The following is a 15,744-nucleotide window of genomic DNA, read 5'->3' on the forward strand; positions in this document are numbered from 1 at the left end:
AGGCGAATACAGTTTGCAGACCACCCGAATCAAAGGACTGACTATTGCCGCCCTGGGCGTACTGTTCATCGTACCGGACGCGCTCCTGGTGAAGATCACTTCCGTTGAGCCGGTGGTTTTCCTGTTCTGGCGTGGCCTCTTGCTGGCCCTCAGTTTCCTGGTCATTAGCTGGGCCCGGTACCGGGCCAGGCTGATACCCGAGATCCGCAAATGCGGCCGCAAGGGGCTGTTCTGCGCGGGCGCGTTTGCTATCAGTACCCTCGGCTTTGTGGTGGGCATGAAAAACACCGCCGCCGGCAACGTGCTGGTGATTCTGAATACCGCCCCGGTCATCGCTGCCCTGATTGCCTGGGCAATCTGGAAAGAAACCCTGCCGCTTCGAACCTGGCTGGTGATCCTGGTGTGCGTGGCCGGGGCCACCCTCATGGCCGTGGGCGAATTCGGCAAGGGCGATCCACTTGGATTGCTGATGGCGGCGGTTGCCGCCACCGCACTGGCGTCCAACCTGAATGTGGCCCGCTCCAAGCCCGACAGCGACATGAGCGTGATGCTGATGTTTGGCGCCCTGGTTCTTGCCCTGGCCGCTGCCCTGATGGGCGGCGCCCAATGGCCCTCTGCCCGGGATTTCTTCTTTATTGCCCTGCTCTGCCTGGTGTTCCTGCCCACCGCCTGCATCCTGATCCAGATTGGGCCACGTTATATTCCGGCCGCGGAAGTCAGCCTGATGCTGTTGCTGGAGACGGTGCTGGGCTCTTTCCTTGTGTGGCTGTTCCTGGGAGAAGTGCCGCCAAAGCTCAGCCTTGTGGGTGGCGTGATCGTGTTCTCGGCCCTGGCGACACACGGATGGCTGGAGGTGCGACGCTATCAGCGCGCTAAACGGTTTCCGCTAGACCGGGCCGACCAGGTTTCCTGAGACCGCGGCCATCTCGGGCAGCGCCTCCTGCCACTGCGACATCCAGACCTCAAGGTCCTCGCCCGAAACGGGCCGGGACAGCCAGTAGCCCTGGCCAAGCTCGCAGCCAAGCGTCATGAGCTTGTTTCGGTGTTGCAGGGTTTCCACACCCTCGGCAATAACCGGCAGATTCAGGGAGTCGGCCAACCCCAGCACGCCTTTCACAATGGCAAGATCGTCCGGGTTCTCGAGCATGCCCCGAACAAAGCTCATATCAATCTTGAGATAGTCCAGGGGCAGTTGACGCAGGTAGGTCAGGGACGAATACCCGGTGCCAAAGTCGTCGAGCCCGAACCGGACGCCCAGGGTTCGGCATTGCTGAATTACCTTGTTCACCGCATTGAAGTTTTCCAGGGACGAGGTTTCCACAATTTCGATCTCTAGGTCGCCCGGCCGAGTCTCGGGGTATTCACCCAGCAACCGTTTCAGGCGTTCGGCAAAATCCTCCCGAACGAGGTGGAATGGATCGATGTTGACACTCACAGGCAGGCGCAGACCGTTCTTGCGCCAGCGTCGCACCTGAGCGAGCGCTGTGCGAATGACCCACTCGCCAATACCGACACTCAGAGGGTGGCGCTCGGTTACCGGAAGAAAATCGGCGGGGCCCAGCAGTCCCCGAATCGGGTGTCGCCAGCGGATCAATGCCTCCACACCAATAACCTGCCGGGTTCTGAGGTTGACCTTGGGCTGATAGAAGAGCTCGAACTCTTCGTTGTTCAGGCCTTCCTCTACCCGCTTCAGGTCTTTGAACAGATCGCGAACGGCGCGTTCGTTGTCGGCGTCGTAGAAACAATACTGGTTCTTGCCGCCCTGCTTGGCCAGGTACATGGCCTGGTCGGCCTGGCGCAACAGCTGCTCGGCATCGAGCGGATCCGCCTGAGGATAGAAGGTTACGCCGATGCTGGCCGTCAGCGCCACCGGCTTGCCGAGCACTCGACTCTGCTGGGCCACCGCAGCGAGAATGCGATCCAGCAGCACCGGGCAGGATTTCACCTCCGATTCCACCGGAGCGACCATCACAAACTCGTCGCCACCGAAGCGCGCCAGGGTGTCCCCTTCCCGCATGATGGATCTCAGGCGCCGCGCCAGAGACCGAAGCAATTCGTCGCCCACCGCGTGGCCGTGGCCGTCGTTTACCTCCTTGAAGCCATCCAGATCGATAAACAGAACCGCCAGTTCCGATCCGTTACGTTCACAGTTGATCATGGCCTGCTGTAACCGGTCGCTCAATAGGGCCCGGTTGGGCAGTTTGGTAAGAGGATCGAACTTGGCCATGCTCTCAAGCTGGCTCTGGTACTCCTTGAGCTCGCTGATATCGTTGAGGATGTAGATATACCGGTGAATATCCCCGTGCTTGTCCCGCACCAGGCTTACACTTCGGCGCACGCAGGAGGTCTTGCCGTTCTTGTGTCTGATCCAGGTATCCCGGATTCGCTGGTCTTCTGGTGCCGGCACGTGTATCTCGGTACCCGGTTCCTGCACCGCTTCCATTTCCCAGAGCAGATCCAGGGCTAGCCGACCGCGCACGTGCCCCGGGTCAAGACCGGTGATGTCGGTGAACGCCTGGTTGCAATCCAGAACCATGCCGGACGCATCGGCAACCACCATGCCTTCATTGGCGTGTCTGAAAACGCCGGCCGCCTCCGCCAGGCGGTAGTCTGCGTAATAGCGCTCAACAATGATCGCCACAATATGGGCGGCCCGTTTGAAGACCGCACAGTCGTTCTTCGAGGGGATGTCACCACCACGGTAGAACACGTTCAGGCGGCCGATCACGTTCTTTGCCGGATCAAGAATCAGCGGCGACACTGTCTCACAGTAACAATAGCCAGCCATCGAACCGCCACTGACATCGAAATAACAGGCAGCATTCAGATCACAATGGTCACCTAACAATGAGGCGGACAACTCGATGGAGCAGCGGATGTCGGGCACAAAGTCCTCTACGCTGCTGGCCAGGGCGAACAGTGTGTCCTCGAGCCTGCCGTTCTCGGCAATCCGTTCAAGCGCCTCGCTGCCCACGTTTTCAAGATGGGCGATTTTTCGTTGTTCGGTGATGTCCGTTTCCACGGCGATGTAGCCGGCCAGTCGTCCGTCCTCTGACAGCAGTGGCTCGCAGTTGATACGAATCCAGTAAGGCCAGCCCTCCCGATGGTAGTTCAGCAGCTCCTCTTCGAAGGGCTCCTGCTGGCTTAGGTGCCCGCGAATTCTTTCAACGGTATCGGGATCGGTGTCGGGCCCCTGCAGGAACGAACCCGGTTTTCGGCCCCGGATCTCCTCAAGCTCGTAGCCGCTGAGGCGCACGAATCCCTGATTAACCCACTCAGTGCGGCCCTGAATGTCGGTGGTGATGATCCCGTTGGTGGAACTGTTGAGCAGGGTCGACAAACGCCAGATCGGTTGGGTAAGCAAATTGCTCACGCCTCGGGAAATGACAATGGCCAAAGCCAGCAACATGGCCATGTAGCCCAGGAATTCAAGGCTGGCCGCATCCATTTCCATCGACACCGACCGTGCGCTCCGACTGAGAACAACACCTGTGGTCGGGTGCGTTTCCAGAACGCCGGACAGCTGGTAGGTGCCCTCCTGCCAGCTCTTGATCACAGAAGGTTGGTTCGTGGACCTTACATGATCCACCCGGAACCCGCTCTCCGGAGTGGGGCCCCGGCTATCGGGCGCGCCGGAGACGGGGTAAAGGAAGATCCGGGTGTCTGGGCCCATGGAGTCTTTCAGGGCCTGCCATTCATCCTGGGTGTAATCCGGGTTTGTTGCAAAGAACCGGGTCACCCGCTGAAAGCTCTCGGCCAGCTCCCGCTCGAGCTCCCGGGCCTGGATCTGCTGCTTGGTCTCGGCCAGTTGAAGGACCGGCACGGAGCCGGACACCAGGGCCGTCATCAGGATGGTGTGGAACAGGATGCTGCGAATCTGGGAGCTCACCAGATAACCGGTGGAGATGCGGTTTTTCAGCAGGTAGTACAGGCACAGGATGAGCCCCGCCATGGCCGCATTGAAAATACCGTTCAACATTTGTTTCACGGCAATCACGAAGGCCGTTTTAAGGGGGATATCCATGCCCAAGTGGTACAGAGTGAGCGTGGTCGGAATACCCAGGAGACACCAGAAGAGGCTATCGGCGAGGAACAACGAGCGCCTTGTACGCTGGCAGAACGCCAGCACGAACAGACACTCTCCAAGGAACACAACCACTGCGTAGTAATGTTCCCAGAGAACACTGGTGTAAAGCGCTCCGGCCAGTCCGACCATGACCGCCTGCCGGGCACCCAGCGTGCGGATGGCCACAAGCACGAAGATCGAGCCGAAGATGAAATGCACGCCGTAGTAAAGCTGGATTGCCAGGGCGTTACCCGCAATCGCGAGAACGGCGAGGAGCAACGTGGCCGGCCACAGCGGAAAGCGGCGGTTCAAGCGATCAAGAGGCGCAAACAGAGTGAACGGAGAACTGGAGTTTCTCGAGGATTCGGAACTTGGAGAGCACGATAAGACTGGTTTATCGGCCACTTTAAACACCCCGGTAAAGGCGCTGGAGCGACCAGAAACAGACTGTTCCTGCTATCCATGAAATCGGTCCGCAACGTCTACAGTATAATGCACCTGCCTCAAAAACGTGCAAGCGATATTTCCATCGCAGGATGCACGGATACTCGATACGCCCCCTGCGGTTGATAAAACCGAGGGCTCCGCGCGAAGATACCGCCCTACCGATAACAAGGATCAGAAAGCCATGACCAACGTCCCGATGCTCACCGATGCCCTGCTTAAGCTGGAAAACCGGGTAGCCACCCTCACCTTCAACCGCCACGACCTGCGCAACGCTCTGACAGGCTCGAACCTGATTGAGGACATTGTTACCACGGCGGAATGGGTGAACGCATGTGAGGATGTGTCGGTACTGGTGATCACAGGCGCCGGTTCCGCCTTCAGCGCCGGCGGCAACATCCGCGACATGGCCAACCGCAGCGGCGATTTCGCGGGCGATCCGGCCGAATGCGCCGACCGTTATCGCAAGGGCATCCAGCGCATTCCGCTGGCGTTACAGGACGTCGAAGTGCCGATCATTGCCGCGGTGAACGGCCCTGCGATCGGCGCAGGCTTTGATCTGGCCAACATGGCCGACATCCGCATCGCCTCTGAAAACGCCAGATTCGGCGAGACCTTCCTGAACCTCGGCATTATCCCCGGCGACGGCGGCGCCTGGTTCATGCAGCGACTGATCGGCTACCAGCGAGCGTTCGAACTGACCCTAACGGGCCGCGTGATTGATGCCAACGAAGCCAGGGAACTGGGCATCGTGCTGGAGGTTGTGCCAGCTGAAGAACTGATGACTGCCGCCTACGCCATGGCAAACCGCATCGCCAGCCAGCCACCCAAGGCGACCCGACTTACAAAACGCCTGATGAAAATGGCCCCACGGATGGATCTGAAGGACTTTCTGGATGTGTGCGCGAACTTCCAGGGCCTGTGCCACAACGAGCCGGAGCACCTGGAGGCGGTGAATCGGATGCTTGAGGCGATGGCGAAAAAGTGATGGTGCGGGCTTTGTCGAGGCCATGAATGAACCATGCGCCAAGCGGGCTGATCAGCCCATCAAAAACGCCAAATGGCTATAGTTCGATCACGAAACCGGCGCGTATTTGGATAGCCCGGTTAAGCAATACGATGAACCGGCTAAAGGCAAGCTGCTTGGTCTGTTTGCTCAAGGCCGGTATTGGATAACGCGAACGCTCCGATGCGAGATCAAACGACCAAATAAGGCAGAGCCCGAGATTAATCCCGGCTCTTCCTGGCTGGACCGCCTGAAGCAACTAACCGAGGTCCGGGAGCCGACAGAAGCGGAAATCGCCTCACTGCCCGACGACATCGCTTATGCCTCGGATAAGCTGAGTGGCGACGTTCACCCGCGACCTTGGAGTTCTGTCAATAACTGTACGGACCAAACCTGCATAAGCTAGACTATCGACCCAAATCAGGGTACTTAGATGAACGAAGAAGTATATAAACTGGCACTCGTAAAGCATTACTCTCAGATCAATCCTTTATGTATAACCTTGGAAATGCCCTTTTTGGCTGGCCAGCGGCGCGCGGACGCGGTGGTGGTTGAAGATCAACTTGTACATGGGATAGAGATAAAGTCAGACCGCGACAAGCTAGACAATTTGCTGAGTCAAGCATCTGATTACTTGCGAGTCTTCGATTTTGTCTGGCTGCTCGTGTCAAAAAATCACCTGAAAAATGCTCGACGATCTCTGCCGAATAGCGTCGGCTTGCTCGTGCTTGAGGAAGGAGCTTTAAAAATTAAAAGGAAAGCCAAACAGATAAAGCGGCTGGACAAAAGAGCGATAAGCCTTTCACTAGATCGATCCACCCTATCTGCATTGCTTGGCGAAATTGAAATCTCCCACCACAGAAGCAATGGGTTCGATCTTCTTGCAAAACGGCTCTCGGACAAAGCAAATATCTCAATGCTTCGAATTGGGTTTCGATCCCAAATCCTTAGAAAATATGAAGAAGGCTACATCACATTCATGAGAGAGACCGGCCAGACGATTCACTATGAAGACTTACTAAATCTTGGACCTCACAGAATGATTCGTTGAGTGAGACTTCTAACTTTTCTTGTGATGTGGATATTCAATCGAACTGCGATCCAAAAGGACGGACTCTTGCCGTTTGGCTCACCGCTTAAAGCACTATATATCTGCTCTGTCCCCCAGCAAGCAAGGTCATCGAAGTCACTATCATCTACCAATTCCTGCGCGCAACGAGGGTAACTACCTTCATCTCGGCGAAATCTGTAGTAGATGATAAAATCATCTAATGGGTAATCTATTCTGGGCACCCAATTTCCGCCACCAGCCTGATACCTTACTGGATGGATTGAAGCATAATCACCGTATATTAAATTCGGGTGATCGGCTGATAGCTCTGAAAAAATCGCATATTCATAAATCGGAAGTTTTCCGTAAGCATCGCTACCTGCCGATGAATCCTTAACGGATTTGGGGAAAGAGGAACCACAAATGGAGACTGACGCGTTCGGAACCTCTCTATTTAGGAAACTTATTTTCTGTTCTAGGTCGTTTTTTTTAGCGCTGTAGTCCCACTCAGTAATAAATTCGGCATCCACAATAACAAGAAGCTGATCTTCGTTGCGAAGACCTCTTTTAATGCTTCTTAAATAAAAATCTAAATCCGTGTCATCAGCGCCTATTCTGAAGGCAACACTCTCAAAAGAAGCAGAAAGTCGTTCTACTTGCTTCACAACATCCTCAGGATCTCCATCTTGATAAACATGGATAGCTGGAATCAAAGATTCTATTTCTAGACTTTCAACAAAATTTGTCCATGCACTAAATCCATCCTCATCATCCAGCAACTCTTCTATCTGATAGTTCATGAGATCTTCATGACTAGTCAGATCAAGGATAAAAGGATTTTCACCAACAGACTCTTTTATATTTTCAAGCCTACGGTAAATACTTCCCTCGGGCACACGCTTAGAAATGCGGGATCTGGTGAGCTCAAATAAAGGTAAAATCTCAGACTTAACCTCATCAGCCAAGTTGGCGTAGCCCTTAAGTTCTGCGTCGGTAGTCTTAATTACTTGAATGTAGTTTATTGGCTTCATACCATCCCTTATAAGCCATGACCACTAAACCCTAGATTTTTAGCCCTCACTCTTACTGCATACGCTGAAACATCAAAGTAATCGGCTATATCATTTATGTTTTTCGATACGGTATTAATATAGTTCCTGAATTCAGGCTCTGGCATCAAGAGATCTGCCGCGTATCTGTTAGCTTCAGCTTCCATCGGGTTTGTTTCGTTATTCCTAAACAACTTCGTATCTTCAAACTTCTGGCACTGCCAGCGATGAAGTACATAGTGGCCAAGCTCATGGGCGAGTGTAAACCGCTGTCGCTTTGGATGATGAAGAGCGTTGACTGCAATTTCCCATTGACCGTCATTAAGGGACAGGTGGCCCGAGACCTCGTCCTTCATTGGAACAACCTTGACCTTTACACCAAAAGATCCAGCTAAACGCTCAACATCCAATGGAACCGTTTGAATCCCCTGGTTTTTTGCTGCCTCTAAAAGTTTGTCAGCGGCCAAGCGATGCCCACCACTAGTCAAGTGGGAGAGATTGGTTTTGCTTAATCTTCGCTTGATGACTGCCATGCTACTGTCCAACCATAAAATTTATGTTTACTTCAGATAGATTCAATCGTTATTCAAGGTCCAAATCCCCTCCACTTTCCTCTTCATCTTCAAGGGCTATGTGTCTAGTTATCATGGATATACGCGCATAAATATCTTCAACGACATCCTCGGACGGCATTCGCTGTGCGACCTCTTGAAACTCTTCAAGCTTTGCATCCAAATCTTTCATATAGGTATCAAGACCCGAAACCTTCGGATCTAATCGACGCTTGAGTTCAGGCTCCACCACGCTTTTTACCGCCTCAAGAATGTCTTTTTTATGAGCATCCGAATCGATCTGACTCACTACTGCCTCTCTAACAGTTTTAAGCGCCGCCTCCTCCGATACTGTACGTACATACATGTACGCAATAACGCCAAGAAAAGCAATGAGTGTCGTAAGTATCGTAATCACTCGCTCATAGAAAGAGGACACCTCACTCATAACCTCACTGGGAGTCATGATGGCGCCATTCTCAATCATCTGTTGAAGCAAAAGCGTTTCTTGCTGATTCAGCCCTGTTCTCGGCTTCGAGAAGAGGATGCCATTTGCGGTATCAAATAAGCCTGTTGAAGAGTCTGTGAAAAAGATCCAAATCGTGAGGATACCGAGAAGCCCTCCGAAAAGGCTGCCAAAAAAAATCAGCCAACCCTTGGCTCTCCCATTTCGCTGACCTATCGCTGTGCCTTGATTGTCCTTATTGTTCATCTCTATCCCACCCGATATTCCAGAAAAACAATACACTAGGTGCGCTATTGCAGCAAAGCAAAGCTGATGCGTCTACATTATGTCTACATGGGAATCAGCTCACTCCAACGGAAGGAGAGGAAAAGACCTAGGATGCTGTTTTATTGGTGCCCGGAGCCGGAATCGAACCGGCACGGCCTTGCGGCCGAGAGATTTTAAGTCTCTTGTGTCTACCAATTTCACCATCCGGGCAATCGGAGGGGGATTTGACGGGCGGAATTGTATAAGTCTGCGTAGGGTAACGCAATTCGCATTCCGCCCGCTGGAGCAGCGTCCTTTGCGACGTGCCTTCAGGGATTGGCCGGCTTGATCGCCCTGCCCTTGTAGATATACCCGGCAATCCTTGGTGCCTTGGGAATATAGAGGTTTTCCAGTTCCTCGATCTGGAAACCGCCCTGGCGGATCAGGTCGGCGATGTGGCGGTTCAGGTGGCAGCCGCCCGCCAATTTCTTCCATCCTGGTGTAATCCGGTGCTGCCATTTGCGGGTGCCCTCGTCGGGCGATTCCCCATGCTCCAGGAACAGCAGTTCACCGCCCGGTTTCAGTACCCGCCACATTTGCTCCAGAGCCGCGTGCCAGTCGGGAATGGTGCACAGGGTGAAGGTGAGCAGGACCGTGTCTACCGAGTCTTTTTCCAGGGGTATCTTTTCGCCGGGCAGGTCCAGCCACTCCACCGTTACCGGTGATTTTTCCAGGTTCGGGCGGGCCTTTCGGCGCATGCCTTCCGACGGTTCAAGCCCGTACACCACTTCCACCTGATCGGCCCGGTAGAACTGCAGGTTGATCGCGGAGCCCATGCCCACTTCCAACACGCGGCCCCTCGCCCGCGGCACCACCTCGCTGCGAAGCTTCATCACCTGGCCCATGGAGCAGGCGCAGTCTATGATGTGCGGCAGGATACGGTCTTCGTAAAAGCTCATTGGCTTCACCATACTTGTTTTAAATCAAGGAGGGCGCAATCGGTTATATCGGTGCGCCCCTGTTATTTAGTAGCATGTTAACGATCTGCCGGCAGTACAACACAACAAACTGAGCGAAGGCAGCGGATGAACGGGTTCCGCTGGGCCCGTGTCTTTTGATGTGAACGTTACCGGAGGGTTCCTATGGAACTTGATCCCCTGATCCTCTCGCGCATCCAGTTTGCGTTTGTAGTGTCATTTCACGCCATTTTCCCGGTGTTTACCATTGGTCTTGCCTCGTTCATCGCCACCCTGGAGGCACTGGCCTTCAAAACCGGGAATCCGGCGTGGGTGAAACTCTCGGGGTTCTGGACCAAAGTGTTTGCGGTTGTGTTCGGCATGGGTGTGGTGTCGGGCATTGTGATGTCCTTCCAGTTCGGCACCAACTGGAGCAATTTTGCCCAGGCCTCCGCCAACTTCCTGGGGCCCATGCTGAGTTACGAGGTAGTGACTGCGTTTTTCCTGGAAGCTGCCTTCCTGGGGGTTCTCCTGTTCGGTCGGGACAAGGTGCCTGCGGGCATTCACCTGCTCGCAGCCATCATGGTGGCCACCGGCACCTTCATATCATCGTTCTGGATTCTTTCCGCCAACAGCTGGATGCATACGCCGGCCGGCACCGAGCTTCGTGATGGCGTTTTCTTCGTCACCTCCTGGAGCGAAGCCATTTTTAACCCGTCCTTCCCCTACCGCTTCAGTCATATGCTGTTGGCTTCGTTCCTGACGGGCGGGTTTGTAGTAGCCGGTGTCAGTGCCTGGTACCTTCTTAAAGGTCGCGAGGTGGAGGCCAACCGCAAGGCGTTGTCCATCTGTCTGTGGCTCCTTCTGCTGCTTGCGCCTACCCAGGCAGTGGTGGGCGACTTCCACGGCCTGAATACGCTTGAGCACCAGCCCATGAAGGTGGCAGCAATGGAAGGCAACTGGGAAACCTCCCGTCATGTGCCACTGCTGCTGTTTGCGATTCCGGACCAGGAAAGCCAGCGCAACCTTTATGAGATCGGCATCCCCAGCCTGGCCAGTTTCATCCTCACGCATGAGTGGGATGGCGAGGTGCCCGGGCTCAATGAGGTACCCGTGGCCCAGCAGCCGCCGGTGGCGATTGTGTTCTGGTCGTTCCGGGTGATGGTTGGCCTTGGCCTGTTGATGATTGCTGCTGCCGTTACTGGCCTGGTGCTGCGGGCCGGCGGACGCTATTGGCAAACCCCCTGGTTTTTGCAGGCCATGCGCTTCATGAGCATCACGCCATTCATTGCCGTTCTGGCTGGCTGGTTCGTCACCGAGATCGGCCGGGCACCCTGGCTGGTCTACGGGCTTATGACCCAGGCTCAGGCGCTCACACCGTCACTGACAGGCGGTATGGCGCTGTTCACACTGATCGGCTATATCGTGGTGTATGCGTTGGTGTTCTCAGCCGGTGTCTATTATCTGATGCGGGTGCTGTACGTGGGTCTGGAAGACCGGCCTGAGGAAGAGCACGAGATGGAGCGTCCGAAACGGCCGTTCTCTGCCGCCCACGTACCCTTCGAGATCGAGCACGATAAGCAACGCGGCAAACCGGCAAGCCAGGGAGGTCACTGATTATGGAACTGTTTGATCTGCCACTGATCTGGGCCTTTATCATTGGCTTTGGCATCATCATGTACGTGCTCATGGACGGCTTCGACCTGGGCGTGGGTATCCTGTTTCCGTTTGCGCCCAACGAGGAAAGCCGCGACACCATGATGAACTCTGTGGCGCCGGTGTGGGATGGTAACGAAACCTGGCTGGTGCTGGGTGGCGCCGGCCTGCTGGCGGCGTTCCCGATGGTGTATTCCATCTTCCTGCCCGCGCTGTATATCGGCGTGTTTCTGCTGCTTGCCGGCCTTATTTTCCGGGGCGTGGCGTTCGAGTTCCGGTTCAAGGCGCGAACCTCTCGCTACCTCTGGAACTGGGCCTTCGCAGGAGGCTCTACCGTTGCGTCCTTCGCACAAGGCGCCGTGGTGGGCGCCTACATCCAGGGCTTTGAGACGGCCAACGGTGTCTATGTGGGCGGCGCCCTCGACTGGCTCACACCGTTCACGGTACTTACCGGGCTTGGCATGTTGGCCGGTTACGCCCTGCTTGGCTCAACCTGGCTGATCATGAAAACCGAGGGCTATCTGCAGGAGTGGGCCTACCGGGTCTCGCTCCCCCTGTTGGGCGCCGTTCTGGTGGTGTTCGGGATTATCAGCGTGTGGACGCCGTTTGTAGACGACATGGTGCGAGAGCGCTGGTTCTCCAATCTCTCGGTGATCTGGATTCTCCCGGTACTCACCCTTCTGTGCGCGTTCCAGATCTTCCGTTCCGTTCGCAACCGCTTCGAGGGCATGCCGTTTGTGGCCACCATGGGGCTGTTTATCTTCACCTATCTCGGGCTGGTCGTAAGCCGCTGGCCGTATGTGGTGCCACCGGAATACACCCTGTGGGACGCTGCCTCCGCCTATGAATCGCAGCTCTTCCTGTTGCTGGGGCTGTTGTTCGTGATCCCCATCGTACTGGCGTATACCGCCTGGACGTACTGGGTGTTCCGGGGCAAGGTCCGCGCGGGCGAAGGATACCACTGAGTGGCCGAGGCGGATCCGCAAGAGGTTCGTCGCTGGCTTGCCGATCTGGCCAAAGGCAGCCGAGTGTGGATCCGCAGTACCGTCATTGCGGGTACGGTGGCTGGCGTTGCCACCGTTATCCAGATGGCGCTGCTGGCACGGATCGTTCATCGGGGGGTGATTGAAAAGGTCGCGGTTGCTGATCTTGCGCCGCTGTTTTTCAGCCTGATTCTCGTTCTGGTTGTCCGGGCGTTGGCCCAAGGGGCTCAGGCCCGTTTCGCCGCGCTGAGCAGCGAGCGGGTTCGACGGGTTGTACGTCGTCAACTGCACAACCACTGGCAGGCCACCGGCCCGGTCGAACTGGCCCAGTCTTCGGCCGGCACCCTGGCCCGGGAGTGGATAGACCACGTTGAAGCGCTGCATGGTTACTTTGCCCGGTTCCTGCCCCAGATGTTCCTGTCGGTTATTGTGCCGTCCGTCATCCTGGTTCTGGTGTTCTGGGTGGACTGGCTTGCCGGTCTTTTTTTGTTGGCCTCGGCACCGCTGATTCCCCTGTTCATGGCCCTGGTAGGCATGGGCGCTGAAAAGCTCAACCAGCAGCATTTCGACACCATCAGCCGGCTGTCCGGGCAGTTCCTCGACAAGGTACGCGGCCTCACCACCCTGCAGCTGTTTGGTCAGACGGCCTGGGCCTCGGAGCTCATTCGAGAGCGCTCCGACCAATATCGTCGGGTCACCATGAAAACGCTCCGGGTTGCCTTTCTGTCGTCGGCGGTTCTGGAATTTTTTGCCTCGGTAGCCATCGCAGTGGTCGCGATCTATATCGGCTTCGGCTTGTTGGGTTACATCAGCTTCGGGCCGGCGGATGAGCTGACCCTGTTTTCCGGGTTGCTGGTTCTCCTGCTGGCGCCGGAGTTCTTTCAGCCCCTTCGCACGCTCTCACAGCATTACCATGACCGTGCGGCGGCTCTTGGCGCCAGCTCCGAGATCCTGGCACGGTTGAACTCTCACCCCTACGCCGGGCAAGCAGAAAGGGCGGCGGTTCCTACCGGCAGCCCGGAGCGCATCGAACTGCGATCGGTCCACAAAGCCTATCGCCCAGAGCAGCCGGTGCTACGGAACTGCAACCTCACCATAAACCGGGGCGACGTGGTTGCTCTCACCGGTCCAACGGGTGGTGGCAAGTCCACCCTGTTGCATTTGTTGGCGGGGTTCACAGTGCCCAACAGCGGCACTCTGAGTGTGTTTGGGCAGGCGCCGGGTGAATTCCGTTTCGGCTGGCTTGGTCAGAAAGGCTTCCTGGTTCATGGCACCTGGGCCGACAATCTCAGGCTGACCTCGCCCGAAGCCTCGGATATCGCAATTGAAACCGCTTTGCGTAATGTGGGGCTGGGCGCCCTTCTCGGAACCCGCAAAGACGGTCTGTACAGCCCGGTTTCTGAGGAAGGACAAGGCCTCTCCGGGGGGCAGGCCAGACGGCTTAGCCTGGCCCGTATTTTCCTGGCCGATTACGACCTTATTCTGCTCGATGAACCCACGGCCGGCCTCGATAGCGATAGCGAAGTCTTTGTACTTGAAGCGCTGCACAAACTGGCCTTAGCCGGCAAGACTCTGGTTTTCTCGACTCACCATCAGGCCTTGTTGACGCTGGCAAACCGGATCTTGCTGGTGTCCGGCGGGGAGATGCGCGATGCGTGAACTCAAACCCTGGCTGCAACTGATCTTCAAGCGCCCGGTTCGCCTGTTCGCAGGCGGCGCGCTAATGTTCGCCACCCTATTGTCTGGGCTCTCGCTGTTAGCGGCTTCCGGCTGGTTCATTACCGAAACAGCGATAGTAGGGCTGTTACTGGCTGCCGGTACAGCGGCCACGATCAACCTGTACGTTCCGGGCGGCGCCATCCGCTTTTTCGCGGTGTCGCGCACGGTTTTTCGATACCTGGAACGGGTATACAACCACGACACAGTGCTGCGACTGCTTACCGACATCCGGGTTGCGCTATTCAAAGGGCTCGCCGGAACCCATGGGCCTGGCCGTAGTGGCCTGAGCGGTGCCCAGTGGCTTTCCAGGCTCACCTCGGATGTCGACGCGCTGGACACCCTGTATTTGCGGCTGATCGCACCCACTGCGCTGGCCGGGCTGACGACCATGCTGGTGCTGATCCTTGCCACCGTACTCTTCGATCCCAACACAGCACTCTGGCTGACGCTGGTGCTGCTGGCTGCTTTGTTAGTGGCCACTGCCTCGGTTTACCTGGCTACCTCTGACCTGGCGGCCAGACAAAGCACCCGACAGGACGATCTGCGTACTGCTGTGATTGAACATATTGAAGGATTCCCCGAGCTTACCGCCGCCGGGCGCACCGGCAAACATGCCGCCTGGCTCATGCGGCAGGCGCATCAGGCGAATGCCGAGCAAGCTCGCGTTGATACCCGGGTTGGCTGGCATCTGGCGGGCTCGCACCTTCTCATCCATCTGGCCGCCGTTCTGGCCCTGTGGCTGGGTCTGGCGCTGTTCCAGGCCGGAGCGATTACCGGCCCGGTGCTTGTGTTACTGCCCATTGCCCTGCTGGGCCTGGCCGAAGTATTCGCCATGTTGCCGGATGCCTTCGGCAAGCTCGGTGCTACCATGGCCTCGGCGGCACGTCTGAATCGGGACTGCAGGAAAGGTCAACGGCCGCAGGTAGGCGCGGTTGGTGAACTCAATGCGGGCACGGCGCTTCAGGCGGATAACATCACCGTAAAATACGCCGGCTACGCACCGCTGTTCAGCCACTTCAACCTGACCGTAAGTTCGGGTGAGCGGCTCGGCGTTATTGGCCATTCCGGCAGTGGCAAATCGTCTCTGGCCGATGCGCTTGCCGGTCTGCTTCCCCTGCCCCACGGCAGTCTGGCCCGCGAGGCGTGTGCCTATCTCACCCAGAAAACCGTGCTGTTCGACGATACCCTGCGGGCAAACCTGCTACTGGGCGCCCCGGACGCCTCGGACACCGAGCTCTGGCGAATTCTCGAGCACATGGAACTGGCAGATCGCTTCGCAACCGAGCCGGACAGGCTCGATACCTGGATCGGAAGCTCCGGGAGCCGTCTCTCCGGCGGCGAAGCGCGACGATTGGCCTTGGCCCGGGTGCTCCTGAGCCCTGCGCCTCTGGTGATACTTGATGAGCCGTTCACGGGGCTGGATGTTGACACCCGGGCGAGGATCGCGAAGCGCCTGGAAACACTGCTGGAAGGGAAAACCCTGATTGTGCTGGCACACGGGCCGGATGCCCTGCCGGGCACCGACCGCGTGCTTTCTCTTTCCGGTTAGAA

General features: G+C 56.6%; 12 protein-coding genes and 1 tRNA gene. 7 read left to right on the forward strand and 6 right to left on the reverse strand.

Annotation, left to right across the window (positions count from 1 at the left end; all coding sequences use genetic code 11):
• Nucleotides 1–13: 13 nt before the first annotated feature.
• A complete protein-coding gene (locus BM344_RS01805; RefSeq protein ID WP_091985319.1) occupies nucleotides 14–913 on the forward strand; it encodes a DMT family transporter in 900 nt (299 codons plus the stop codon).
• Here the strand turns inward: BM344_RS01805 and BM344_RS01810 are convergent.
• Complete coding sequence (locus BM344_RS01810) at nucleotides 887–4,345, reverse strand: sensor domain-containing protein (RefSeq protein ID WP_139229616.1); 3,459 nt, start codon at nucleotides 4,343–4,345, stop codon at nucleotides 887–889. The two genes, BM344_RS01805 and BM344_RS01810, sit on opposite strands and share 27 nt — an antisense overlap.
• A 349-nt stretch (nucleotides 4,346–4,694) precedes the next feature.
• Here BM344_RS01810 and BM344_RS01815 point away from each other — a divergent pair, with 349 nt between their 5' ends.
• Nucleotides 4,695–5,498 carry an enoyl-CoA hydratase-related protein gene (locus tag BM344_RS01815; RefSeq protein ID WP_091985324.1) on the forward strand — a complete coding sequence of 268 codons (804 nt, stop codon included), beginning with the start codon at nucleotides 4,695–4,697 and terminating at the stop codon, nucleotides 5,496–5,498.
• A 451-nt stretch (nucleotides 5,499–5,949) separates the two neighbouring features.
• Nucleotides 5,950–6,567, forward strand: coding sequence for a sce7726 family protein (locus tag BM344_RS01820; protein WP_091985326.1), 618 nt, complete (start codon nucleotides 5,950–5,952; stop codon nucleotides 6,565–6,567).
• Here BM344_RS01820 and BM344_RS01825 read toward each other — a convergent pair.
• From BM344_RS01825 to BM344_RS01845, 5 genes are all read right to left on the reverse strand, one after another.
• Entirely contained in the window at nucleotides 6,549–7,598 is a 1,050-nt protein-coding gene (locus BM344_RS01825) for a beta family protein (protein WP_091985328.1), read from the reverse strand. The two genes, BM344_RS01820 and BM344_RS01825, sit on opposite strands and share 19 nt — an antisense overlap.
• Nucleotides 7,599–7,606: 8 nt before the next feature.
• Nucleotides 7,607–8,149, reverse strand: a complete 543-nt coding sequence (locus BM344_RS01830) for an ImmA/IrrE family metallo-endopeptidase (protein WP_091985330.1) — start codon at nucleotides 8,147–8,149, stop codon at nucleotides 7,607–7,609.
• A 49-nt stretch (nucleotides 8,150–8,198) separates the two neighbouring features.
• A complete protein-coding gene (locus BM344_RS01835; protein ID WP_091985332.1) occupies nucleotides 8,199–8,879 on the reverse strand; it encodes a hypothetical protein in 681 nt (226 codons plus the stop codon).
• A 144-nt stretch (nucleotides 8,880–9,023) separates the two neighbouring features.
• Nucleotides 9,024–9,110: transfer RNA gene (locus BM344_RS01840), tRNA-Leu, on the reverse strand.
• A gap of 98 nt (nucleotides 9,111–9,208) precedes the next feature.
• On the reverse strand, nucleotides 9,209–9,838 hold the full coding sequence (locus BM344_RS01845; RefSeq protein ID WP_091985335.1) for a class I SAM-dependent methyltransferase: 630 nt from the start codon (nucleotides 9,836–9,838) through the stop codon (nucleotides 9,209–9,211).
• Nucleotides 9,839–10,021: 183 nt separating this feature from the next.
• Here BM344_RS01845 and BM344_RS01850 point away from each other — a divergent pair, with 183 nt between their 5' ends.
• From BM344_RS01850 to cydC, 4 genes are read left to right on the forward strand one after another with little or no spacing between them, the layout of a single operon-like run.
• Nucleotides 10,022–11,452, forward strand: a complete 1,431-nt coding sequence (locus BM344_RS01850) for a cytochrome ubiquinol oxidase subunit I (RefSeq protein ID WP_091985337.1) — start codon at nucleotides 10,022–10,024, stop codon at nucleotides 11,450–11,452.
• A 2-nt stretch (nucleotides 11,453–11,454) separates the two neighbouring features.
• Nucleotides 11,455–12,456 carry a cytochrome d ubiquinol oxidase subunit II gene (gene cydB / locus BM344_RS01855; protein ID WP_091985339.1) on the forward strand — a complete coding sequence of 334 codons (1,002 nt, stop codon included), beginning with the start codon at nucleotides 11,455–11,457 and terminating at the stop codon, nucleotides 12,454–12,456.
• Nucleotides 12,457–14,133: a thiol reductant ABC exporter subunit CydD gene (gene cydD / locus BM344_RS01860; RefSeq protein WP_091985342.1), complete on the forward strand. Its 1,677-nt coding sequence runs from the start codon at nucleotides 12,457–12,459 to the stop codon at nucleotides 14,131–14,133.
• A complete protein-coding gene (gene cydC, locus BM344_RS01865; protein ID WP_091985346.1) occupies nucleotides 14,126–15,742 on the forward strand; it encodes a thiol reductant ABC exporter subunit CydC in 1,617 nt (538 codons plus the stop codon). The genes cydD and cydC overlap by 8 nt, the downstream gene beginning before the upstream one ends.
• Nucleotides 15,743–15,744: the final 2 nt, after the last annotated feature.

Source organism: Marinobacter gudaonensis (assembly GCF_900115175.1).
Taxonomy (GTDB): Bacteria; Pseudomonadota; Gammaproteobacteria; order Pseudomonadales; family Oleiphilaceae; genus Marinobacter; species Marinobacter gudaonensis.

Coding starts and splice junctions, on each gene's coding strand:
- BM344_RS01815 (WP_091985324.1), top strand. CDS start 4,695: ATGACCAACGTCCCGATGCTCACCGATGCCCTGCTTAAGCTGGAAAAC.
- BM344_RS01820 (WP_091985326.1), top strand. CDS start 5,950: ATGAACGAAGAAGTATATAAACTGGCACTCGTAAAGCATTACTCTCAG.
- BM344_RS01825 (WP_091985328.1), bottom strand. CDS start 7,598: ATGAAGCCAATAAACTACATTCAAGTAATTAAGACTACCGACGCAGAA.
- BM344_RS01830 (WP_091985330.1), bottom strand. CDS start 8,149: ATGGCAGTCATCAAGCGAAGATTAAGCAAAACCAATCTCTCCCACTTG.
- BM344_RS01835 (WP_091985332.1), bottom strand. CDS start 8,879: ATGAACAATAAGGACAATCAAGGCACAGCGATAGGTCAGCGAAATGGG.
- BM344_RS01845 (WP_091985335.1), bottom strand. CDS start 9,838: ATGAGCTTTTACGAAGACCGTATCCTGCCGCACATCATAGACTGCGCC.
- BM344_RS01850 (WP_091985337.1), top strand. CDS start 10,022: ATGGAACTTGATCCCCTGATCCTCTCGCGCATCCAGTTTGCGTTTGTA.
- cydB (WP_091985339.1), top strand. CDS start 11,455: ATGGAACTGTTTGATCTGCCACTGATCTGGGCCTTTATCATTGGCTTT.
- cydC (WP_091985346.1), top strand. CDS start 14,126: ATGCGTGAACTCAAACCCTGGCTGCAACTGATCTTCAAGCGCCCGGTT.